The organism is Pseudomonas sp. BP01, from assembly GCF_022760795.1.
Taxonomy (GTDB): domain Bacteria; phylum Pseudomonadota; class Gammaproteobacteria; order Pseudomonadales; family Pseudomonadaceae; genus Aquipseudomonas; species Aquipseudomonas putida_Q.
In genome coordinates, this window is sequence record NZ_JAFBKA010000012.1 from 110,031 (window position 1) to 127,735 (window position 17,705).

Below are 17,705 nucleotides of genomic sequence, written 5' to 3' on the forward strand. Positions count from 1 at the left end.
CGCGCCGTCCTGGCCATTTTCAAAAGCAATACCTGGCGTCGCTAATACAGCGAAGACCAGTGCCTGCTGTCTGACAGCCGCCCTCTGATCTTTTTCTTCCGAACCCTGGCAACCGCATTTTAGCCCTGCCGGCTATTCGTCCACGTGCCTGACAGGCTGCGCGACGCGTGGCAGCGACAGCGGCCGCCTGGTATCCGGAACATAACTTTCAAACCCATTTAAAGTGCCCTAGCACTTTATATCCCTTGGTGTTTTCTATTGAAAACGCCTGAACCACTGCACCCTGAAAATGGTAATAACCGTGAATAATAATTTGCTCCGCGTGACTACTCTTCGGCATGGAGAACGTCGTGTTACCGATGCACTTGGTATTTATGCGCATGCCCTTGCGCAACTCGGTCGTGAATCGGTGTTCATTCTTGAGTCGCTCTCCGGCCCTAGCCGTGACCGACGCGCTACCATCATTGGCCTGGAACCACTATTTGAAGTCTGTATCGACGAACGGCACGCCTACCTTCGCGGCCAGCCTGAACTCTGCGAACATCTGTATGGTTGCTTGCGCCAGCACGGCCTGAATATCAGCCCGAATTTGCAGATCGAATTACAGGACCGCGAAGCCGCCTGGGATCTGCTTCGCTACATCCAGAACCTGTTCCTGCCCTCCCCGGGCGCGGCCCACAGCCTCGCCTATTTCGGCTATTTCTCGTACGACAGTGTACGTCTCATCGAGCGCCTGCCAGATCTGGCCGAACAGACCCATGACTATCCGCTCATAGCCTTATCGGTTTACCAGACACTGGTCTACTTCCATAGCAATGGCACGGTTGAAACCCTGATCAACAACAACCCGCTGTGGCCTGCACGCAGCTTGGGGGCTTATCCATTCCTGCAGGCCCCTGCACCTGCCAGCTCGCAGGAGCAGCCCCATTACCCGCAAGTATTCGAAGAGACCCGAACAGTCACCCCTGAACAGTTCAACCAGCGGGTAGAAGTGGCCATGGAGCATATCCGTGCCGGGGACGTGTATCAGATCCAACTGGGCCATGAGATCCGCATTCGCTCGCAGGTCACACCGTTTGATGTCTACAAGAGCCTGCGCACGCGCAACCCGTCTCCCTACATGTACCTGGCACATGTCGGCGGTATCGACTTGATCGGCGCCAGCCCCGAACTGTTCGTCAGGATCAAGGACGACCTGATTGAAATGCGCCCCATCGCCGGAACGGTGGGCAAGAAACCCGGTGTCGAACCGACCGAGCTGGTTCTGGAGCTTACCCGTTCGGAAAAAGAGCGTGCGGAGCACCTGATGCTCATCGACTTGTGCCGCAACGACATTGGCCGGGTATGCCAGGCAGGGTCGCTGGAAGTCGATGAGTTCATGCTGGTGGAAGAATATTCGCACCTGTACCACATGGTTTCGAATGTACGCGGGCTCCTGCGACCTGGCCTGGATGCCTACGACGTGATCAAGGCGTCATTCCCGGCCGGGACCATGTCAGGCGCCCCCAAGGTCAGGGCGATGGAACTGATCGAAGCCATGGAAAGCAACCGTAGGGGTATCTATGCAGGCGCCCTGGGCCTGATCGGCTTCGATGGCAGTGTCAACACGGCACTGTGCATTCGCTCAACCGTACATGACCAGGGTACCTACCACCTGCGTGCATCCGCAGGCGTGGTAGCCGACTCGACGCCCGAAATGGAGTGGAAGGAAACGCTTTACAAGATGGGTTCCGTTTACCGCGCAGTGACCGGCAAGGAGATTGCACTGTGAAAGTCTTTTTGATCGATGCTTACGACAGCTTTGTCTTCATCATCAGCCAGTACCTTGAACAGCTTGGGCTGGAAACTCGCGTCGAGCGCCATGACCAGCCTGACCTGATCCAGCGGATCGAGGCCTTCGCGCCGGACTTCTGTGTACTGGGCCCCGGCCCTGGGCACCCTGCGGATGTTGGCTACATCGAAGTGATCGAGCATTTTCAGGGGCGCCTGCCGCTACTCGGCGTCTGCCTCGGCCACCAAGCCCTGGGGCTGGCGTTCGGCGCCCAAGTCTGCCGCGCTGCGCATGTCATGCACGGTAAGGTGAGCGAGATAGAAAACGATGGCAAAGGGGTGTACGCCCATACCCATGGTCGTGCGATCAAGGCAACACGCTATCACTCCCTCATGATCGAAGAGCAAGGCCTGCCCGAGTGCCTGGAAGTGACCTCAAGGTCCACCGACGATGGCTACATCATGGGCGTTCGTCATCGCACGTTGCCAATCGAAGGCGTTCAGTACCACCCAGAAAGCATCCTCACGGAAAACGGCCTGGACTTGTTCCGAAGCTTCATCAGGCAGTACCTGGGCTGACCTGCAAAACGGCCAGGCTCTGGTGCCTCTTGCCTGAGGGCCGGACCTGCCCCATTCCCCGGAAAACCAGACGGTGTTCCATGGTTCGTGCAGTGGTCGATGCCGCCCTGTCGAACCATGGCATTCCCGCAGACGCAGGACACGCCGTGTAACTGGGCGATATCCATGTGGGAGCCGGACCAATGCGGTATCAACAGGAGCGAAATGTTTATGGACAAATACACCGCATCGGTTTCTGCCCTCGGGCAGGCCGAGGTTTCTTCATCATTGACCACTTTCATGAGCCTCGCCAAGGATACCAATCACTGTGACTGGGAGCGCCTACTGAAAAAGGTATTACGCAAACTGGGTTTCGCCAGCTATTTGATCAGCCTGGGTCCTGCCCGCCCACTGGACGCAAACCCGTTGCACGGCGTTATCACGACGTTTCCCAAGCAATGGCTGGAGCACTACTGCAGCGAGGGGCTCATCGAAATAGACCCTATACTCAAGCACTGCCGTCGGGAACTGATACCGATTTTCTGGACAGCCGAACGTCGACGGGCACGCGGCCGATCGCGGCATTTCTGGGAACAGCGTGAACAGTTCGGGCTACGCAGCGGCGTGAGCATACCGCTGCGCTACGAACTGTTCAGAGGGACCTTGAGCGTGGCATTCGACGACAGCCAAGCCGCAGAACAAACAGACCTCTCCAACCCGGCAATAAGCCAGTTGTTCATGCTGGTGCCCTACCTGCTGGCCGGCTTGCGCTACCAACTGCACGCTGGTACATCGGTGCGCCAGGACTTGACGCCCAAAGAGATGGAATGCCTGTACTGGGCCAGTGCCGGCAAAACCAGCTGGGAAATCAGCCACATCCTTACTTGCTCCGAGCGAACCATCGACTTTCACTTGCTCAATGCCCAACGCAAACTCGGCTCGGTCAGCCGGCAACAGGCGGTCGGTACCGCCGCCGCCAGCGGGCTTATTGCAGCCGCCGGAGGCCCGCTCGGCTACAGCCGCCAGAAGTGATAACCCTGAGCCTCGTACTCGTTGCGATTCAGCACCGATTTGACATCGACCACACAAGCACCGGGCAGCAGCTTTTCATGCATCGCGGCCATGGCTTTGCTGCGATAGGCCTGATGAGGCACAGCGACGATCATTGCATCGGCAGCAGGCAACCGCTCCCAAGCGGACAGCTCGAAGCCGTACTGCCTGACAACCGTCGCCGGGTCGGCCAACGGATCGTGCACATGCACGTTGACGCCATAGGCGCGCAGTTCGACAACAATGTCATTGACCTTGGAGTTGCGCACATCGGCGCAGTTTTCCTTGAAGGTGAAACCCAGCACGTTCACGGTTGCGCCCTTGACGACACGGTTGGCGGCGATCATCTGCTTTATGGTTTTCTCGACGATCCATTTACCCATACCATCGTTGATGCGCCGCCCGGCCAGGATCACCTGCGGGTGATAGCCATGAGACTCGGCCTTGTAGGTCAGGTAATACGGGTCCACACCAATACAGTGCCCGCCCACCAAGCCTGGCTTGAAGTCCAGGAAGTTCCACTTGGTGTTGGCCGCCTCGAGCACTTGGCACGTGTCGATCTTGAGTTCAGAAAATATTACCGATAGCTCGTTCATCAGCGCAATATTCAAATCGCGCTGGGTATTCTCGATCACTTTGGCGGCCTCGGCCACCTTGATCGAAGGTGCCCGATGCACACCGGGACGAATAATCAGCTCATACAGCTTGGCCACAGTGGCAAGGCTTTGCGGAGTATCTGCCGATACCACCTTCACCACTTCGCACAGGGTATGCGTGCGGTCACCGGGGTTTATCCGTTCAGGTGAATAGCCGACATTGAAGTCTTCTTTCCAGCGCAGACCGGACACCGTTTGTAATACCGGGATACAGCGTTCTTCGGTGGCACCGGGGTAGACCGTGGATTCGAAGATTATCAAGGCGCCACGTTTCATGTGCGTCGCCACTGTCTCGCTGGCTTTCAACAGCGGAGACAGGTCGGGCTGGTTGGCCGCGTCGACCGGCGTCGGAACCGCGACAACGATGACGTCGGCATCGCGCAGCGCCGCCGGGTCTTCGCTGTACACAAGGTGAGTGGCCTGTTGCATCTGCTGGGCAGTCAGCTCCCCGGCGGGGTCGATTGCATCCCGGTACTGCTCGATGCTGCGTCGGCAGATATCGAACCCGATGGTGGGCAGATGCTTGCCAAACTCGACTGCCAGCGGCAGCCCGACGTAACCCAACCCAACTACCGCTACGGTGCCCAAAGTCGTGTCCATCCTTAGCTCCTTATATCCCGTGCCTTGCCTTCAGTTGCGCAGTCCGTGGGTAAATGACAACAACGATTCGTAGGTATGCATGGCCTGCCCGCTATCCACCGCACGCGCCGCCATCGTCACGCCTTCGGTCACACTAGCGACCTTGCCGCACAGATAGAGCGCAGCAGCACTGTTGAGCAGGACAATGTCGCGGGGCGCTCCCGGTTGCCCTTCCAGCACGTCCAGGAACATCTGCCGGGCTTGCGCGACGCTTTTCACCTTCAAGGCGTCCAGCGCTTGCGGGACCAGCCCGAAGTCGGACGGGTGCAGGGAGTATTCGCTGATGCAGCCGTCTTTGAGTTCGGCAACCACGGTGGCGCCAGACAGCGAAATCTCGTCCAGGCCATCCAGACCGTGGACCACCATTGCCCGCTCGCTGCCCAGCGCATCGAGTACCTGGGCCATGATCGGCACCAGTTCAGCGCTGAACACCCCGAGCAACTGGCGGTCAACGTGCGCAGGGTTGGTCAGCGGGCCGACAACATTGAAGATCGTGCGTATGGCTAGTTCGCTGCGCACACGGGTCAATTCAGGCAATGCCGGGCGATGAACAGGCGAGAACATGAAACCGATACCGATCTCTTCAAGGCACCTGGCAATTTGCGTAGGAGCAAGGTCAAGGTCCAGCCCCAGTGCCTCCATGACATCGGCACTGCCGCAGGTGGAACTCACACTGCGATTGCCGTGCTTGGCAACCCGCACGCCAGCGGCAGCTACGACAAAGCTGCTGGTAGTCGAGACATTGAAGGTGGAACGGGTATCGCCGCCCGTACCGCAAAGGTCTATCAAAGGCCCCTTGCATGCATGCTGTACCGGAATCAGATGGTCACGCACTACCCGCGCGACCGTTTCGATCTCGTGAGCCTGAAAGCCCCTTACCTGCAAGGCGGTCAACAGGGCGGCGATCAGCGAATCGGGCAGTTGCCCTTGCATCAATGCACCAAACGCACCTTGCAACTGCGCGGCTGGCAAAGACTCTCCCTGGCTATATCTCAACACCAGGTCTCGTACATTCTGCGGCATGGTCAGTACTCATCAATTGGGCCAGAGGCCGGATTGCATGGCAGCGGCACCCAGGCGTGCGTCCATCAGGCTGGCTTGCTGCGCATTTCGCGCGTTGTGGGAAAAGGCCAGCCGGGCATTGGTGCAGAATGTTTCTATGGCCTGGGCTGACTTGCACCCCGCTGACGTCTCTACCCCTGAAGAGACATCCACGCCGGCAGGTGACAGGGCCCGTACCATGGCTGCGACATTTCCCACCTGGAGGCCACCGGCGATCATCGCGGCGCGGTAGTCTCCCGGCGGCCAACGGTGGGCTACTCCATCTCCCGCGCCTGGGTCGAGCAATGGCAGTTCGGTGCTGCACAGCCCTGGCCGGTAAGCCGCCGGTTGAACGCGGCGGATCAGCGGCAGCCCCAGGTTCGCCCAACAGGCGCCCTGCTCACTGCCGTGCAGTTGCACCAGGTCTGGTGCAAGCGCTGCACACGCCTGCCTCACATGCTCGAACGGCTGATCCATGAATACACCAACCACCCGCGCGCGCGCGCCTACCTGCCTGCGCAACGCAATTGCTTGCTCGACCGTCAGGTAGCGCTTCGAGCCGGCTACCAGCACCAGGCCTATCAGGTCGACGTCGGCCTGCAGGCAAGCCTCGACATCTTCATGGCGGGTAATGCCGCAGACCTTTATCGTGCCCTGCGGCCACACCGCAGTCATGCGTGTGTCCCCTTGAACGCCGCTAGGTATTGCTTCGCCTGTTCCGCCGCATCAACCGGGTTGGCCAAACGCCTGGCCAGGGCGCTACCGATGATCACACCCTCTGCCTGCTGCCACATGAGGTTGGCCTGCTCCGGCGTGCCTATGCCAAAACCCACCGCCAGCGGCAGGCTAGTCATCCGCCGCACTCGCTCGACGAATGGCGTGATATCAGCCAACTGATCGCGCTCGCCAGTCGTGCCCAGCACCGAAACCAGATAGAGAAAGCCCCTCGCGTGTCGGGCGATGGTTGCTAGGCGCTCATCGCTCAGGTTGGGCGTAACCAGGAACACTTGGTACAGCCCCTGATCTTCCAGCGCGGTACGCAGAGGTTCGCTCTGCTCTACCGGCATGTCAGGAACGATAACGCCACTTACCCCTGCCTTGGCGGCTTGCTCGGCGAATCGCGCATACCCGTGATTGAGCAGCAGGTTGGTATAGGTCATGACCACCAGCGCAGGCGACTGCCCGTCGCGAGGCAGGCTGGCTATCTGCTCCAGCGCCAACGACAGCGTCATGCCATTGGTGATTGCCGTATGGCTGGTGTTCTGGATGACGGGGCCATCGGCCACCGGGTCGGAGAAGGGGATACCCAGTTCAACAATGTCGGCCCCGCCCTGCTGCACGGCCTGCATCAGTGCCGGCAGGCTGTCGAGCGCGGGATAGCCCACCGTCAGGTAGGGCATCAACGCTTTTCTGCCTTGCCGCGCCAGACTGGCGAAACAGCTGTCGATTCGGTTCATTGCCGATTCTCCTGCACTGTGGTGAGTTCGGTGATGGTCTGCATATCCTTGTCGCCACGGCCGCTGAGGTTGACGATGATGCGCGCGCCCTCTGGCAAGCGAGGCGCCAACATGATTGCGCCGGCCAGGGCGTGGGCGCTTTCCAGCGCCGCGATGATGCCCTCGCTGCGCGCCAGCAGTTGCAGGGCATGCAAGGCCTGCGCATCGCTGGCCGCGAGGTAGCTGGCCCGGCCACTGTCATGCAGCTGCGCATGCTCCGGGCCGACCATCGGGTAGTCCAGGCCAGGCGCCATGCTATGGGTCTCGCCGATCTGGCCATGGCAGTCCTGCAGCACGTAGGAACGACAGCCTTGCAGTACACCCGGGCGGCTCTGCCCGCCACCACCGAACCGGATCGAATGCTGCCCGCTGTCTTCACCCTGCCCTGCGGCCTCTATACCAAACAGTTGCACGGACGCGTCGTCGACGAATGCCGAGAACAGGCCGATGGCATTGGAGCCTCCACCCACGCAAGCGACTACAGCATCGGGCAGCGCACCCTGTTCGAAAGCCATGAACTGGCGCTTGGCCTCATCGCCGATAACACTCTGGAAATATCGCACGATCGCGGGGTATGGATGCGGCCCCAAGGCTGAACCCAGCAGGTAGTAGGTGTCATCGGCGTTGGCCACCCAGTCACGTAATGCATCGTTGATGGCATCCTTGAGCGTCTGCGTGCCACCACTTACCGCAACCACCTTTGCCCCCATCAAGCGCATGCGCTGTACGTTCAGCGCCTGACGCTGGGTGTCGCGAAGGCCCATGTAGATGACGCACTCGATCCCAAGCAAGGCGCAGGCTGCCGCCGTCGCCACGCCATGCTGGCCAGCGCCGGTCTCGGCCACCACGCGGCGCTTGCCCATCATCTGGGCCAACAACGCCTGTCCAAGGGCATTGTTGATCTTGTGCGCGCCGGTGTGGGTCAGGTCCTCACGTTTAAGGTAGGTTTTTACGCCAATCTCGCGCGAGAAGTTCTCCACCAGTGTCAGCGGCGTGGCACGGCCGACATAGTGTTCAAGCAATTGCCGGTAGCGGGCCTGGAACTGCGCACTGCCAATGACCTGCCGGTAGCATTCGGTAAGCTCACCGATGGGGGGAGAAAGGGTTTCTGCAATGAAGCTGCCGCCATGCTCACCAAACCACGGCCCTTGATGTCGTAATACCTCAAGGGCATCGCCGCCCAGGCTCAATCGCCGCGCGGCCAGGTTCAGTGCCGCCGCCACCGAGGCGGTTTCCAGCGGCGCCAGGACGCACCCAAGCAGCAGCAGCTCACTGCTGGACGGCCTGACCGCCGTATGCTCGGTGTCGCGAATGGAAAACAGGGACAGCACCTTGCCTGCATCACGCAGCACCAGTTGCCCTGCCGGCAAGGCTTCAGTGCCCTGCCCGCCCACAGGTAGAAACGCTTCGCCCTCGGTCGAAATATCCAGCGTCAATTTGCCTTCAATCGCCTTGGCATCGAAGGCACCCAGGGAAGTCATGGTCGACACTGCGACCCAGTTCACCGTATCGACCAGCGCATTGATCTGCGGTAGACGCGCCTGCGGTCGGCCAAATGCCCGGTAGATGAACCCGGCGACCGAAGGCAGGTGCTTGCGTGGGTTGATTCCGGCCTGCTGGTAATAAGCCGCAAACGGGGCAACTGCGGGATGGGCGAGTAGCCGGTCCTTGTCCACGCCCGCCCATGCGGCCTGGCTGGCGGACCAGTCCAGCTCGTCGCTGTAGCCATGACCGACGCTGGGCACGCGCAGCGCCAGCACACGCGCACCGGGGAAGTGGTCGCGTGCAGCGGCAGTGACGTCAATTTCGAAAATCTCGTTCATCGTTGCTCCTCGAAGTGCAGAACGCTGCCAATCCCGGCATCGTTCAGCGTGTCTGCCGTCATCAATCTGTGCGTGGCAATCAGGATGTTGTAATGATTGGGAAAGTGGCACTCATCGAAACCCAGGACCCTGCCAAGGCAGGCATCGCCCGACCACAGCAGATCCCCGCGTTCGATGACCCCGGCTTGCTGGATTTCGACAAAACCGATGAAGCCGACCCTGTCGATTCGGCTGCCGGCCTGGGCATCCAGTTGGTCGGTGCTCACCACCTCATGCACTTCGCCCTGGCGCACGCAGCGCGAGGCATGCTCGATCAAGGTCATGCCACGGTCATACCGTGTATGGAACAACATCTTGACCAGCTTGCCGTCCAGCCGCGCTTTCGAAGGCCTCAGGATCCGTTCAACGCCCATCGCCGGCCTCCAGCGCATAGGTATCGCGCACCAGCCTCACAGCATCGATCCCGATCGAGCCGTCTTCGGCGTTGCCGCGGATACTGCTGGCCAAGTGCGCCAGCACGCCCTCGTACTCGTGGTAGAGCGAGGTCTTGAACCCTTCACTGCCCTCAAGCATGTCGATGATGATCTGGCTGCCATCGGCGTATTCGATCAGCAGGTCTTTCAGCTCGCCAAAGGGGTAGTCCCAGCTCAGCTCGGCACTTACCGCCAGCCCGCCCGGACCCGCCAGTGAAATCTGGGCCCCCATGTCAATGCCCATGGAATTACGCCGTACCTGGGCGCCCTGGACCTGCAGTGTTCCCAGTGCAAAGCTGAGGGTGTCGTAAACGTTGGGCCCGTTGTCGGCAATACAGCCGCCACCGCACGAAGCACTGTCCAGGTACCAGGTATCACGGCCGGCATGCTCTTCGATCCGTTCGTGATAGCGCGCTGTTACCCGCCGCGCGCCCTCGAACCGGCCCTGCTCGAGCGCGCGCAACAGATGGCGGTTGTAACGACGATGAAATGCCGTGAGCAGCGTCAGCTGGTAACGCCGGGCCATATCCCTGAGTTGCAGGGCCTGTTCCAGGTCCAGTGTCAGGGGCTTCTCGCAGCAGACGTGTTTGCCAGCCCGTAGCGCCGCCTTGCAGGCGTCGAAGTGCAGATGGTTGGGCAGGTTGATGATGACGGCATCAACCTGCGGGTCCTCAAGCAAAGCGGCATAGTCTTCGTGGCAGGCCACCGAGCTGGCCGCGAAAGGTGCCAGCCGCTCCTGCGAGGTGTCGCACACGGCCCGCAGCTCGCACTCCGTGCTGTGCTGCAGCGCTTTGAGGTAGTAATGGGAAATGACGCCCATACCGATGATGCCAAGCTTGATAGTCATGCTGTTGTCCTCCTCAGCGGCGCGATGCCGAGCCTTGCGGCGATATCATCGAGTTGTGCCAGCAGGACCTCGTCGACCGGCACGCCGAGACGCAGGCGTTCCTCACGCACTTGCGCATCAGGCTCGCCGGGGTAGCGCAAGGGCTCGAAGCCCTCATGCACTGGCGCCTCGTGAATGAACTGGAGCAGGCGGTCCATCGCCCCGGTGAACGCGCTGGAGCTGCCGAATGCGTCGGGGCGAAGCACAAGGAAGAAGTGCCCGATGTCGTTACGCCCTACCGCCGCTTGGTCCGCGCCGGTCTGCGCGCCACTGAGTATTCCGCACAGGATGTCGACCATCAGTCCCAGGCCGAATCCTTTGTGCCCGCCCTGCTCGAACCTCGAACCGCCAAGCATCGGCAACATCCCATTGCCGCTCAGGTAACTGCGCGGATCATCAACTGCCCTGCCCCGGGCATCGTGCAGCCAACCTTGCGGCACCGTTTGCTGCCGCCGGATGGCCTGCTTCACCTTGCCACTGGCACAGACGGTAGTGCTCATGTCCAGCAAGAAGGGGGCAGCCGCCTGGGCCACCGGTGACGCCAGACTGATGGGATTGGTGCCCATCAAGGGCGCTACGCTGCCCATGGGGTGTGCTACCGTCTCGCGCCCCAGATTGGTCATGGCCATGCCGATCATCTGGTGTTCAAGTGCCAGCCCGGCATAGAACCCAGCGGCGCCGAAGTGGGAGCTATTGCGCACCACGACACAACCGACGCCGTAGTCGCGCGCCTTGTCTATTGCCCTGGTCATTGCCTGGCGGCCAGCCAGCAAGCCGAGGCCACCACCGGCATCCAGGGTGGCGCAGGCGCCCAGGTCGCATTCCCAGCGCGCTTCGGCCAACGGATCGATGTCACCGTCGAGGATGCCTGCCATGTAGACATTGCCCAGATTGGCAATGCCGTGGGTATCGTGACCAGCAAGGTCGGCATGCTGCAGTACCTGGGCAGCATCCTGGGCCTTGTGCTCAGGCACCCCGCAGGCTGACAGTCCCGCGACCGTGAAAGCGTGCAGCTCACTGGCTGCGATGCGTTGAAACTCCATGTCAATCATCCTTGTTTGGCAGTGCTGGTCGCCTGCCGGGCGACAGTGATCAGCAGGGTTTGAACAGCCTGGGCGAAATGTTCCAGTTCGGTGACCGAGACATGCTCCCTGCTGGTGTGGGCTCCGTTGGCGGCCAACGACCCCGGCCCCCAGACGACGCTGTAGGCGTCCTGGCCCTGGGCCCACATTGCATCGCAGGTAAAAGCCTGCGCTGGATCGGGGTTAGGCACGATGCCAGCCTCGGCCAGCAGGCATTGCAGCGCCGCGTCGTGGTTGTCCAGTACCGGCAAGCCACGCTTGAGCCACCTTGCCTGGCAAGTTGCCTGCAACCGCTCGACAGTCCTGGCGAACGGCTGGCAGCCGGCAAACCTTGCCTGGCATTCCTGCAACGCATGTTTGAACGCCTCGTCCACCAACCCTTCGGCGTCTCGGGCCAGCACCGCGCTACGGTAGGCAAAATTGAACAGGCAGCGGCCGCTGCCATACACCCTGTTGTGGTGCATGCCGGTATGCAGCCCGGCCAAGGTCATTTTTACCTGCAGCTGCTGCAATGGCGCAGCCAGCCGCGCCGCCATCGATTGGGCAACAAAGCCCAGCACCAGCGTTGCGTTATCACCTTGCTGAGGAAAATCATCAGTCGAGTCCTCCCCGTCCATGCTGACTTCATATGTCATGGATGTGGTCGAAGCATCGAAGTACCCCCCACCCGTGGGCTCGACGAACACATTCAAGCGCCCTTGATAGCCCAGTGCGCAGAGGTGCCGCGTGCCATAGACGCCCATGGCGCCACCTTCCTCACCGGCTACCACCTGTATCAGCACCCGCACCTGCTCCAGCACTTGCGGGTGCCGCGTACGCAGGCCCTCGAGGGCGGCGAGCAAGGCAAGGCCGGGGCCCTTGTTGTCCACCGCCCCCCGCCCGTGCACGCAAGTGCCGTCCACCCGCACCGGCAAATGGGGAGAAACCGTGTCCATATGGAAGTTGAACATTACCGTGTGCGGCGCTACGCCCTCGCCAACTTCCAGCACGAGATGTGGCTGGCTCTCCAGAAAACCGGGCATGCCCGCCATGCGCCGTTGCACAGGTACTGGAACCTGCTCGGCAGCTGGCAAAGCACCAGCACCGTTGAACACCTCACGCATGCCTATCTGCTGCGCCCATTGCGAAAAGCACGCATTGGCCTGGGCGATGGATGAAGGTTCGCCGGTCTCCATCGGTGTTACCGTGTCGATATTCAACAACGCTTCCAGCTTGGCGACATACTCAGGCGTGAACAGCATGGCGAACCTCCTGACACGAAGCGAGCAGGTCCAAGGCCTGCCTGGCGTAGTCCTGGTAAGTATGCCGCTGCTGGCGCGCATCAGTGCCCTGCAGTTGCAGATGGGGGATCAGGCAGAGGTGCGGTTCGATGGAGAACCAGCCTGTGTACTGATGCTCAAGCAACAAGTCGATGCAGGCGCGGGCTTGGGCCTGGCCATCGCCAGGGAAGCTGTAGTGCACCTGCTGCTGCGCTTTGTACCCATCCTTCAGGTGCACATGCGCCACATGCGGCAGCACCTGCCGAAGAAAATCCAGCGCTTCGTAGCCGTAACTAAGACCATTGCCGATGTCGAACAGCAGTTTCAGGTGCGCTGAGCCAACAGCATCGAGCAATTCCAGCGTATGCTCGGCACTCTGCCCGGCCCAACCTGCGCAGTTTTCATGGACCAATACCACATCCGCCTGCTCGGCCACTTCGACAAGCCGCTTGAAGCGCTCTACCACCGCGGCCTGCCAGTTCGCTTCGCTCCAGCCGCAGTTGGGATACGACATCACCCGGATCAAGCCGCAGCCCAGGCGCGATGCCATCTGCAGCAGGCGTTGCAATTCGTCCAGGTCAGCCTGGAACTGGCCATCGATGCGGCTGCCCCAGTTACCGATCTGCGAGGCCAGTGCCACCACTTCGAAAGATTGCGCGCGCAGTGCATCGCACAGCGAAAAGCGTGAACGTTCCGACAGGCTGGCCACAGGCACATTGTCGACACTGCGCAACTCAAGGTGCTGCCACCCCAGTTGCGTGTGGCATGCCAACTGTTGCGCAAGCGAGGAGCAGCCCTCGTCAGAAACGCCGGTGAGCTTAAACGGCGTGTGCATGGGAGAATGCCTCCAAGGCTGTCACCACATGGGAGACCTGCTTGTCATGCATGCCGGGGCACAGTGGCAGTGCCAGGCACTGACGCGCCAGCATCGCCGCCACTGGATAGCTGCCAGAGCCTTGCGACCAGGCCGCAAAGGCAGGCTGCGCCGGCAAAGGCACGGGAAAATGCACCTTGGTCTGAATACTCCTGGCTGACAGATGATGGCTCAGTTGCTCGCGCTGGGTGCTGCGCAGGACATAGGCATGTGGTGAAAAATCTGCCGAGCCCCGCTCTTGCCCTGCAAACACAAGCCCAGACGCTTCAATCGCCTGGTCGTAGCGCCTGGCAATGGCTTGCTTTCGTGCGAGCTGCCTGGCGTTATCTGGAAGCTGACACAGCAACCAGGCAGCATTGACCTCATCCATCCGGCTGTTCATACCCAACAGCTGGTGATAGAAGCGCCGCTTACCGTCCTGGCCATGATTGCGCAGCATCCTGACGGTGTGCGCCAACTGATCATCGTTGGTGACTACAGCACCACCGTCCCCCAAGCCACCCAACGGCTTGGCCGGGAAGAACGAATAGACGCCGACGTCCCCCAAGGCCCCACAGCTGCGACCGCGCAAGCGGGCACCAAATGCCGTGGCGCTGTCTTCGAGCAGCAGTACCCTGTCCGGCAACGCGTTGCGTATGGCATCAATGTCGGCTACCCCACTGAACAAGTGGGCAACCAGCACGGCCCGCGTCTTCGCCGTCACCGCCTCGGCCACCGCCTGCGCATCCAGCATGCAGGTGCTGGGCTGCACGTCGACGAACACAGGTGTCGCGCCTGCACGTACAATCGCCGAAGCCGCCGACACGTAGCAGAACGCGGGCGTGATCACCTCATCGCCCGGACCGATGCCGGCAGCAATCAACGACAGCGTCATGGCGGAAGTCGCGGAACTCACACACACGGCATGCTTGGCTCCCACCTCGTCCGCCAGCGCCAGTTCAAAGTCCTGAACGTTCTGCTTGAGAATGAAATCACCTTGGCGAACCTGGCCAGAGAGAATATCGAGGATTTGCTGCGGCGCGTGCGGATAGCGCCGCTGGAAGTCCTGGTACTGGATCATGGCTTGACTCCGTTCAAGGCGTAGAAATCACCAATGACCTGACAGACCAGCGCAACATCGGCCGTGGTCAGGTCGGCATACAAAGGCAGCCCCAGGGCTCTGGTGGCGGCGCGCTCAGCTACCGGGAAACTGCCGGAGGCATGGCCGCGCGTTGCGCAAACCGGCTGCAGGTGGAGGGGCAATGGGTAGTAGCTTTCGGTACCGATGCCACGTGTTGTCAGAAAGGCTGCCAGGGCATCACGAGACTCGGCCTCGATCAGGTACACATAATCTACGCAGCGTTGCTGTGCAGACCTGGTCAGAGTGAGCGGAAGCTTGAGGTGCTGGTGCAGCGCTGCAAGGCCTTGGTCATACGCCCGCCTGAGCACAGCGCGTCGCTCGATGTCAGTTTCCAGCTTTGGCAGACGGGCCCGGAGCCACAACGCTTGCAGGTCATCCATCCGGCTGTTGTAGCCCAGGCACTGCGCCAGCCCTTGGGCATCTCGCCCGTTGTCCAGTATTTGCCGCGCCCGTCTGGCGAGTTCTGCATCACGCGTCAGGATCATGCCTGCATCACCCAGCGCACCCAGTGTTTTGGTCGGGAAGAACGACAGCACGCCCATCTCGCCGATCAACCCCGCATGAGTCCCATTCCAGCGCATGCCAATACCTTCCGCGCTGTCTTCCACAACGTGCAGGCCATGACGGCGGGCAATGCTCATCACACTGTCCATGTCGGCCATCTGACGGAACAGGTGGACCGGCATGATGGCCTTGGTCCGGGGTGTGATCCGGGCCTCGATCTGCTGGCAATCGAGCGCATAGCTGTGCATCTCGACATCGACGAACACAGGGGTGGCGCCAACCTGCAACACGCAGGAAACCGAGGCGAAGAAGCTGTAGCACGGCACGATGACCTCATCACCAGGGCCAATCCCCAGCGCCATCAGGCATATCACCAGCGAGTCCGTGGCATTGCCGGTAGCGATGGCGTGAGCCGCGCCGGTGTAGCTGGCCAGCGCCTGCTCAAGTGCCCGTACTTGTTGGTCATTTACCCAGCCAGCCTGGCCGTGCAACTGCTCAAGTCCCTCCTCCAGCAACGGCAAGGTGTGGCTGAACCCTTCGGTGATCCGGAAAAAAGGAACGGTCATCAAATGGCCTCCTTGGCCAGGGCGTCATGGGGCAAAGCCGAACTGGCTGCCGCCGCTGCGGTACGCGCCAGATCCAGCAGCGCAACCACCTGCTGATTGAATGCCAGCGTGCTGCCCAGTGGCGCATCATCGGCATTCCCGGCGAGGTATTGAGAGAAATGCTGGTAGTAACGGCCCAAGCAAGCGGTCAGCGGCTCATCGGGAAAAGCGTCCAGCGCTACTGCAGTGGAACACCTGAACTGGGCATAGCTGTCGTCGGCGCTGACCGGGAAAAATCCTTCACACCAGTGGCCATCTTCCAGTTCAAGGCGGATGCTGCGTTGTCGCACAGGGCTGGACAGGTCGGAGTCCAGCCGTACTTCGATCGCGTGCTCATCCACCCAGTTGATCGACCCGCTCTTCATGGCAGGTCGCAAGGAACCTTGCAGTTGCAGGTCCTGCACAGCGCACTGCATGGCGTCGCGGGGCCCTTTGGCGAACAGCAAGGCGAGGCTGACCTGGTGCGGCATTTCTATATCGAACAGGTGCTCATCGTTACGAGCCAGGGTGCGAGAAAAGCGCGGTTTGTGATGCTCCACGCGTACCCGCCTCAACCTGTCTTCGCGGCCGTGCAACCACTGCATCAGCCGAGGCACCAGCTGGCTGTGGCTCCACACTGAAACGACAAGAATGCGTGCCTGGTAGCGGGCTTGCAGTGCCAGCAACTGCGTGCATTCGTTCGGGTCCATGACCATCGGTTTTTCAAGAATGATGCAGCGATAGCCGGCTTCCAGCGCCTGGCGCACATGCTGCAAATGCATGGCCGGTGGCGTGCAGACATGCACCACACCGTGCTTGCCCGAGAGGGACGCTGCGTCCGGTAGCTGGCGCTGCTGACTGACCTGCTCAGGCAAGACCACGCGTACAGCCGGGTCGACAGCAATGACGCTGGAGTCGACATTGCCCAGCCGCCCCTGCCGATGCAGCGTACGCAGGCTTGCCAGATGCAGGTTCCTGCCGCAGTGACCGAAGCCAACGATGATGGGCTGCATCATGCCGGTGCGCCCCGCCCAAGCAGGTGCCGGACTTCCAGTTCTGGGTCCGGCGCCGACAGCAGACGTTCGCCGATCAACGCCGCGCTAAAGCCGATAGCTTCTACAGTGCACATGTCCTCGCGACCAGCGATGCCACTTTCGGCGACCGCAACGACCGACGCGGGCAAACGCTCGAACAATTGTGCAGTGCGGTCGAAGTTGACCTGGAACGTCTCCAGGTCTCGATTATTGATACCGATGATCGACGCGTCCGCCGCCAATGCCTGGTCGATGTCCGCTTCATCGAAGGTCTCGACCAGCACCTGCAGGCCCAACTCCGTAGCCAGCCTGTGCAGTCGCTCAAGGCTGTTGGCCGGCAGGCAGCGCACGATCATCAGCACAGCGTCCGCGCCGAGGGCGCGGGCCTCGAAGATCTGATACTCGTCGACAATGAAATCCTTGTACATGACCGGCAGCGTCAGACTAGGATGGTTGGCCAACTGTCCGACAATGTGGGGGGCATTGCCGAAGAACCGGCTGTCGGCAATGACCGAAAGCGCGCTCGCACCACCAGCCTGATAGGCAAGTGCCAGTTGCAACGGATCGTAGTCGGCGCGCAACACACCTTTGGAGGGAGAGCGGTATTTGCTCTCGGCGATGATCGAGACCCCCTGCCCAACCAGCCGAGCAGCAAAGTCACGTGGACGACGCGCACCCTCGATGCGGCTGAGCATTCGATCTACGCCGAAGGCCTGCTTGCGCTGTGCGGTTTCAGCGATCTTGTACCTGACTATTTCATCGAGCATGGCATTCCCCTTAGCGAATCCGAGACGCCGCCGGGGTCGATGCCAAGCGATGGAAACCACTGCGTCAGCCCAGGCGAACGGGGAGAGAA

17 protein-coding genes and 1 pseudogene are annotated in these 17,705 nt (G+C 61.0%); 3 read left to right on the plus strand and 15 right to left on the minus strand.

The annotated features are described in order from the left end of the window. The first annotated feature begins 301 nt into the window (after positions 1–301). From JOY50_RS13065 to JOY50_RS13075, 3 genes are all read left to right on the plus strand, one after another. Positions 302–1,771 (plus strand): anthranilate synthase component I family protein, encoded by a 1,470-nt coding sequence (locus JOY50_RS13065; RefSeq protein ID WP_405045984.1) that lies wholly within the window; start codon positions 302–304, stop codon positions 1,769–1,771. Continuing rightward, positions 1,768–2,349 (plus strand): aminodeoxychorismate/anthranilate synthase component II, encoded by a 582-nt coding sequence (locus JOY50_RS13070; protein WP_138737232.1) that lies wholly within the window; start codon positions 1,768–1,770, stop codon positions 2,347–2,349. The genes JOY50_RS13065 and JOY50_RS13070 overlap by 4 nt, the downstream gene beginning before the upstream one ends. Before the next feature lie 210 nt (positions 2,350–2,559). Then, positions 2,560–3,360 carry a LuxR family transcriptional regulator gene (locus JOY50_RS13075; protein WP_243055339.1) on the plus strand — a complete coding sequence of 267 codons (801 nt, stop codon included), beginning with the start codon at positions 2,560–2,562 and terminating at the stop codon, positions 3,358–3,360. On the opposite strand, the gene JOY50_RS13080 is transcribed toward JOY50_RS13075, so the two are convergent. The 15 genes and pseudogenes from JOY50_RS13080 to trpC all read right to left on the minus strand — a co-directional run bounded on the left by JOY50_RS13080 (position 3,342) and on the right by trpC (position 17,616). After that, complete coding sequence (locus tag JOY50_RS13080) at positions 3,342–4,634, minus strand: nucleotide sugar dehydrogenase (protein WP_202877132.1); 1,293 nt, start codon at positions 4,632–4,634, stop codon at positions 3,342–3,344. The two genes, JOY50_RS13075 and JOY50_RS13080, sit on opposite strands and share 19 nt — an antisense overlap. 30 nt (positions 4,635–4,664) lie before the next feature. Next, a complete protein-coding gene (gene trpD / locus JOY50_RS13085) occupies positions 4,665–5,696 on the minus strand; it encodes an anthranilate phosphoribosyltransferase (RefSeq protein WP_138737230.1) in 1,032 nt (343 codons plus the stop codon). Between the two features lie 12 nt (positions 5,697–5,708). Next, entirely contained in the window at positions 5,709–6,389 is a 681-nt protein-coding gene (locus JOY50_RS13090) for a phosphoribosylanthranilate isomerase (RefSeq protein WP_138737229.1), read from the minus strand. Continuing rightward, the gene (gene trpA, locus JOY50_RS13095) at positions 6,386–7,171 is read right to left on the minus strand and encodes a tryptophan synthase subunit alpha (protein ID WP_138737228.1); all 786 of its coding nucleotides are present in this window, start codon (positions 7,169–7,171) and stop codon (positions 6,386–6,388) included. The genes JOY50_RS13090 and trpA overlap by 4 nt, the downstream gene beginning before the upstream one ends. Continuing rightward, positions 7,168–8,400: a tryptophan synthase subunit beta gene (trpB, locus tag JOY50_RS13100; protein WP_405045987.1), complete on the minus strand. Its 1,233-nt coding sequence runs from the start codon at positions 8,398–8,400 to the stop codon at positions 7,168–7,170. The genes trpA and trpB overlap by 4 nt, the downstream gene beginning before the upstream one ends. Positions 8,401–8,424: 24 nt before the next feature. After that, positions 8,425–9,033, minus strand: a pseudogene (locus JOY50_RS29000) (phenylalanine--tRNA ligase beta subunit-related protein); the annotation flags it as partial. Further along, complete coding sequence (locus tag JOY50_RS13110) at positions 9,030–9,446, minus strand: DUF6917 domain-containing protein (RefSeq protein WP_138737226.1); 417 nt, start codon at positions 9,444–9,446, stop codon at positions 9,030–9,032. The gene JOY50_RS13110 and the pseudogene JOY50_RS29000, both read right to left, overlap by 4 nt. Next, a complete protein-coding gene (locus JOY50_RS13115) occupies positions 9,436–10,353 on the minus strand; it encodes a Gfo/Idh/MocA family protein (protein WP_138737225.1) in 918 nt (305 codons plus the stop codon). Before JOY50_RS13115 ends, JOY50_RS13110 begins: the two co-directional genes overlap by 11 nt. Next, positions 10,350–11,435, minus strand: coding sequence for an Ldh family oxidoreductase (locus JOY50_RS13120; protein WP_192902528.1), 1,086 nt, complete (start codon positions 11,433–11,435; stop codon positions 10,350–10,352). Before JOY50_RS13120 ends, JOY50_RS13115 begins: the two co-directional genes overlap by 4 nt. Before the next feature lie 5 nt (positions 11,436–11,440). Continuing rightward, complete coding sequence (locus tag JOY50_RS13125; RefSeq protein WP_192902527.1) at positions 11,441–12,715, minus strand: M20/M25/M40 family metallo-hydrolase; 1,275 nt, start codon at positions 12,713–12,715, stop codon at positions 11,441–11,443. Continuing rightward, positions 12,699–13,568 (minus strand): sugar phosphate isomerase/epimerase, encoded by an 870-nt coding sequence (locus tag JOY50_RS13130; RefSeq protein ID WP_138737222.1) that lies wholly within the window; start codon positions 13,566–13,568, stop codon positions 12,699–12,701. The genes JOY50_RS13125 and JOY50_RS13130 overlap by 17 nt, the downstream gene beginning before the upstream one ends. Further along, on the minus strand, positions 13,552–14,667 hold the full coding sequence (locus JOY50_RS13135) for a DegT/DnrJ/EryC1/StrS aminotransferase family protein (RefSeq protein ID WP_138737221.1): 1,116 nt from the start codon (positions 14,665–14,667) through the stop codon (positions 13,552–13,554). The genes JOY50_RS13130 and JOY50_RS13135 overlap by 17 nt, the downstream gene beginning before the upstream one ends. Then, entirely contained in the window at positions 14,664–15,797 is a 1,134-nt protein-coding gene (locus tag JOY50_RS13140; RefSeq protein WP_138737220.1) for a DegT/DnrJ/EryC1/StrS aminotransferase family protein, read from the minus strand. Before JOY50_RS13140 ends, JOY50_RS13135 begins: the two co-directional genes overlap by 4 nt. Continuing rightward, positions 15,797–16,831 carry a Gfo/Idh/MocA family oxidoreductase gene (locus tag JOY50_RS13145; protein WP_138737219.1) on the minus strand — a complete coding sequence of 345 codons (1,035 nt, stop codon included), beginning with the start codon at positions 16,829–16,831 and terminating at the stop codon, positions 15,797–15,799. The genes JOY50_RS13140 and JOY50_RS13145 overlap by 1 nt, the downstream gene beginning before the upstream one ends. Beyond that, positions 16,828–17,616 (minus strand): indole-3-glycerol phosphate synthase TrpC, encoded by a 789-nt coding sequence (gene trpC, locus JOY50_RS13150; RefSeq protein ID WP_138737218.1) that lies wholly within the window; start codon positions 17,614–17,616, stop codon positions 16,828–16,830. Before trpC ends, JOY50_RS13145 begins: the two co-directional genes overlap by 4 nt. Positions 17,617–17,705: the final 89 nt, after the last annotated feature.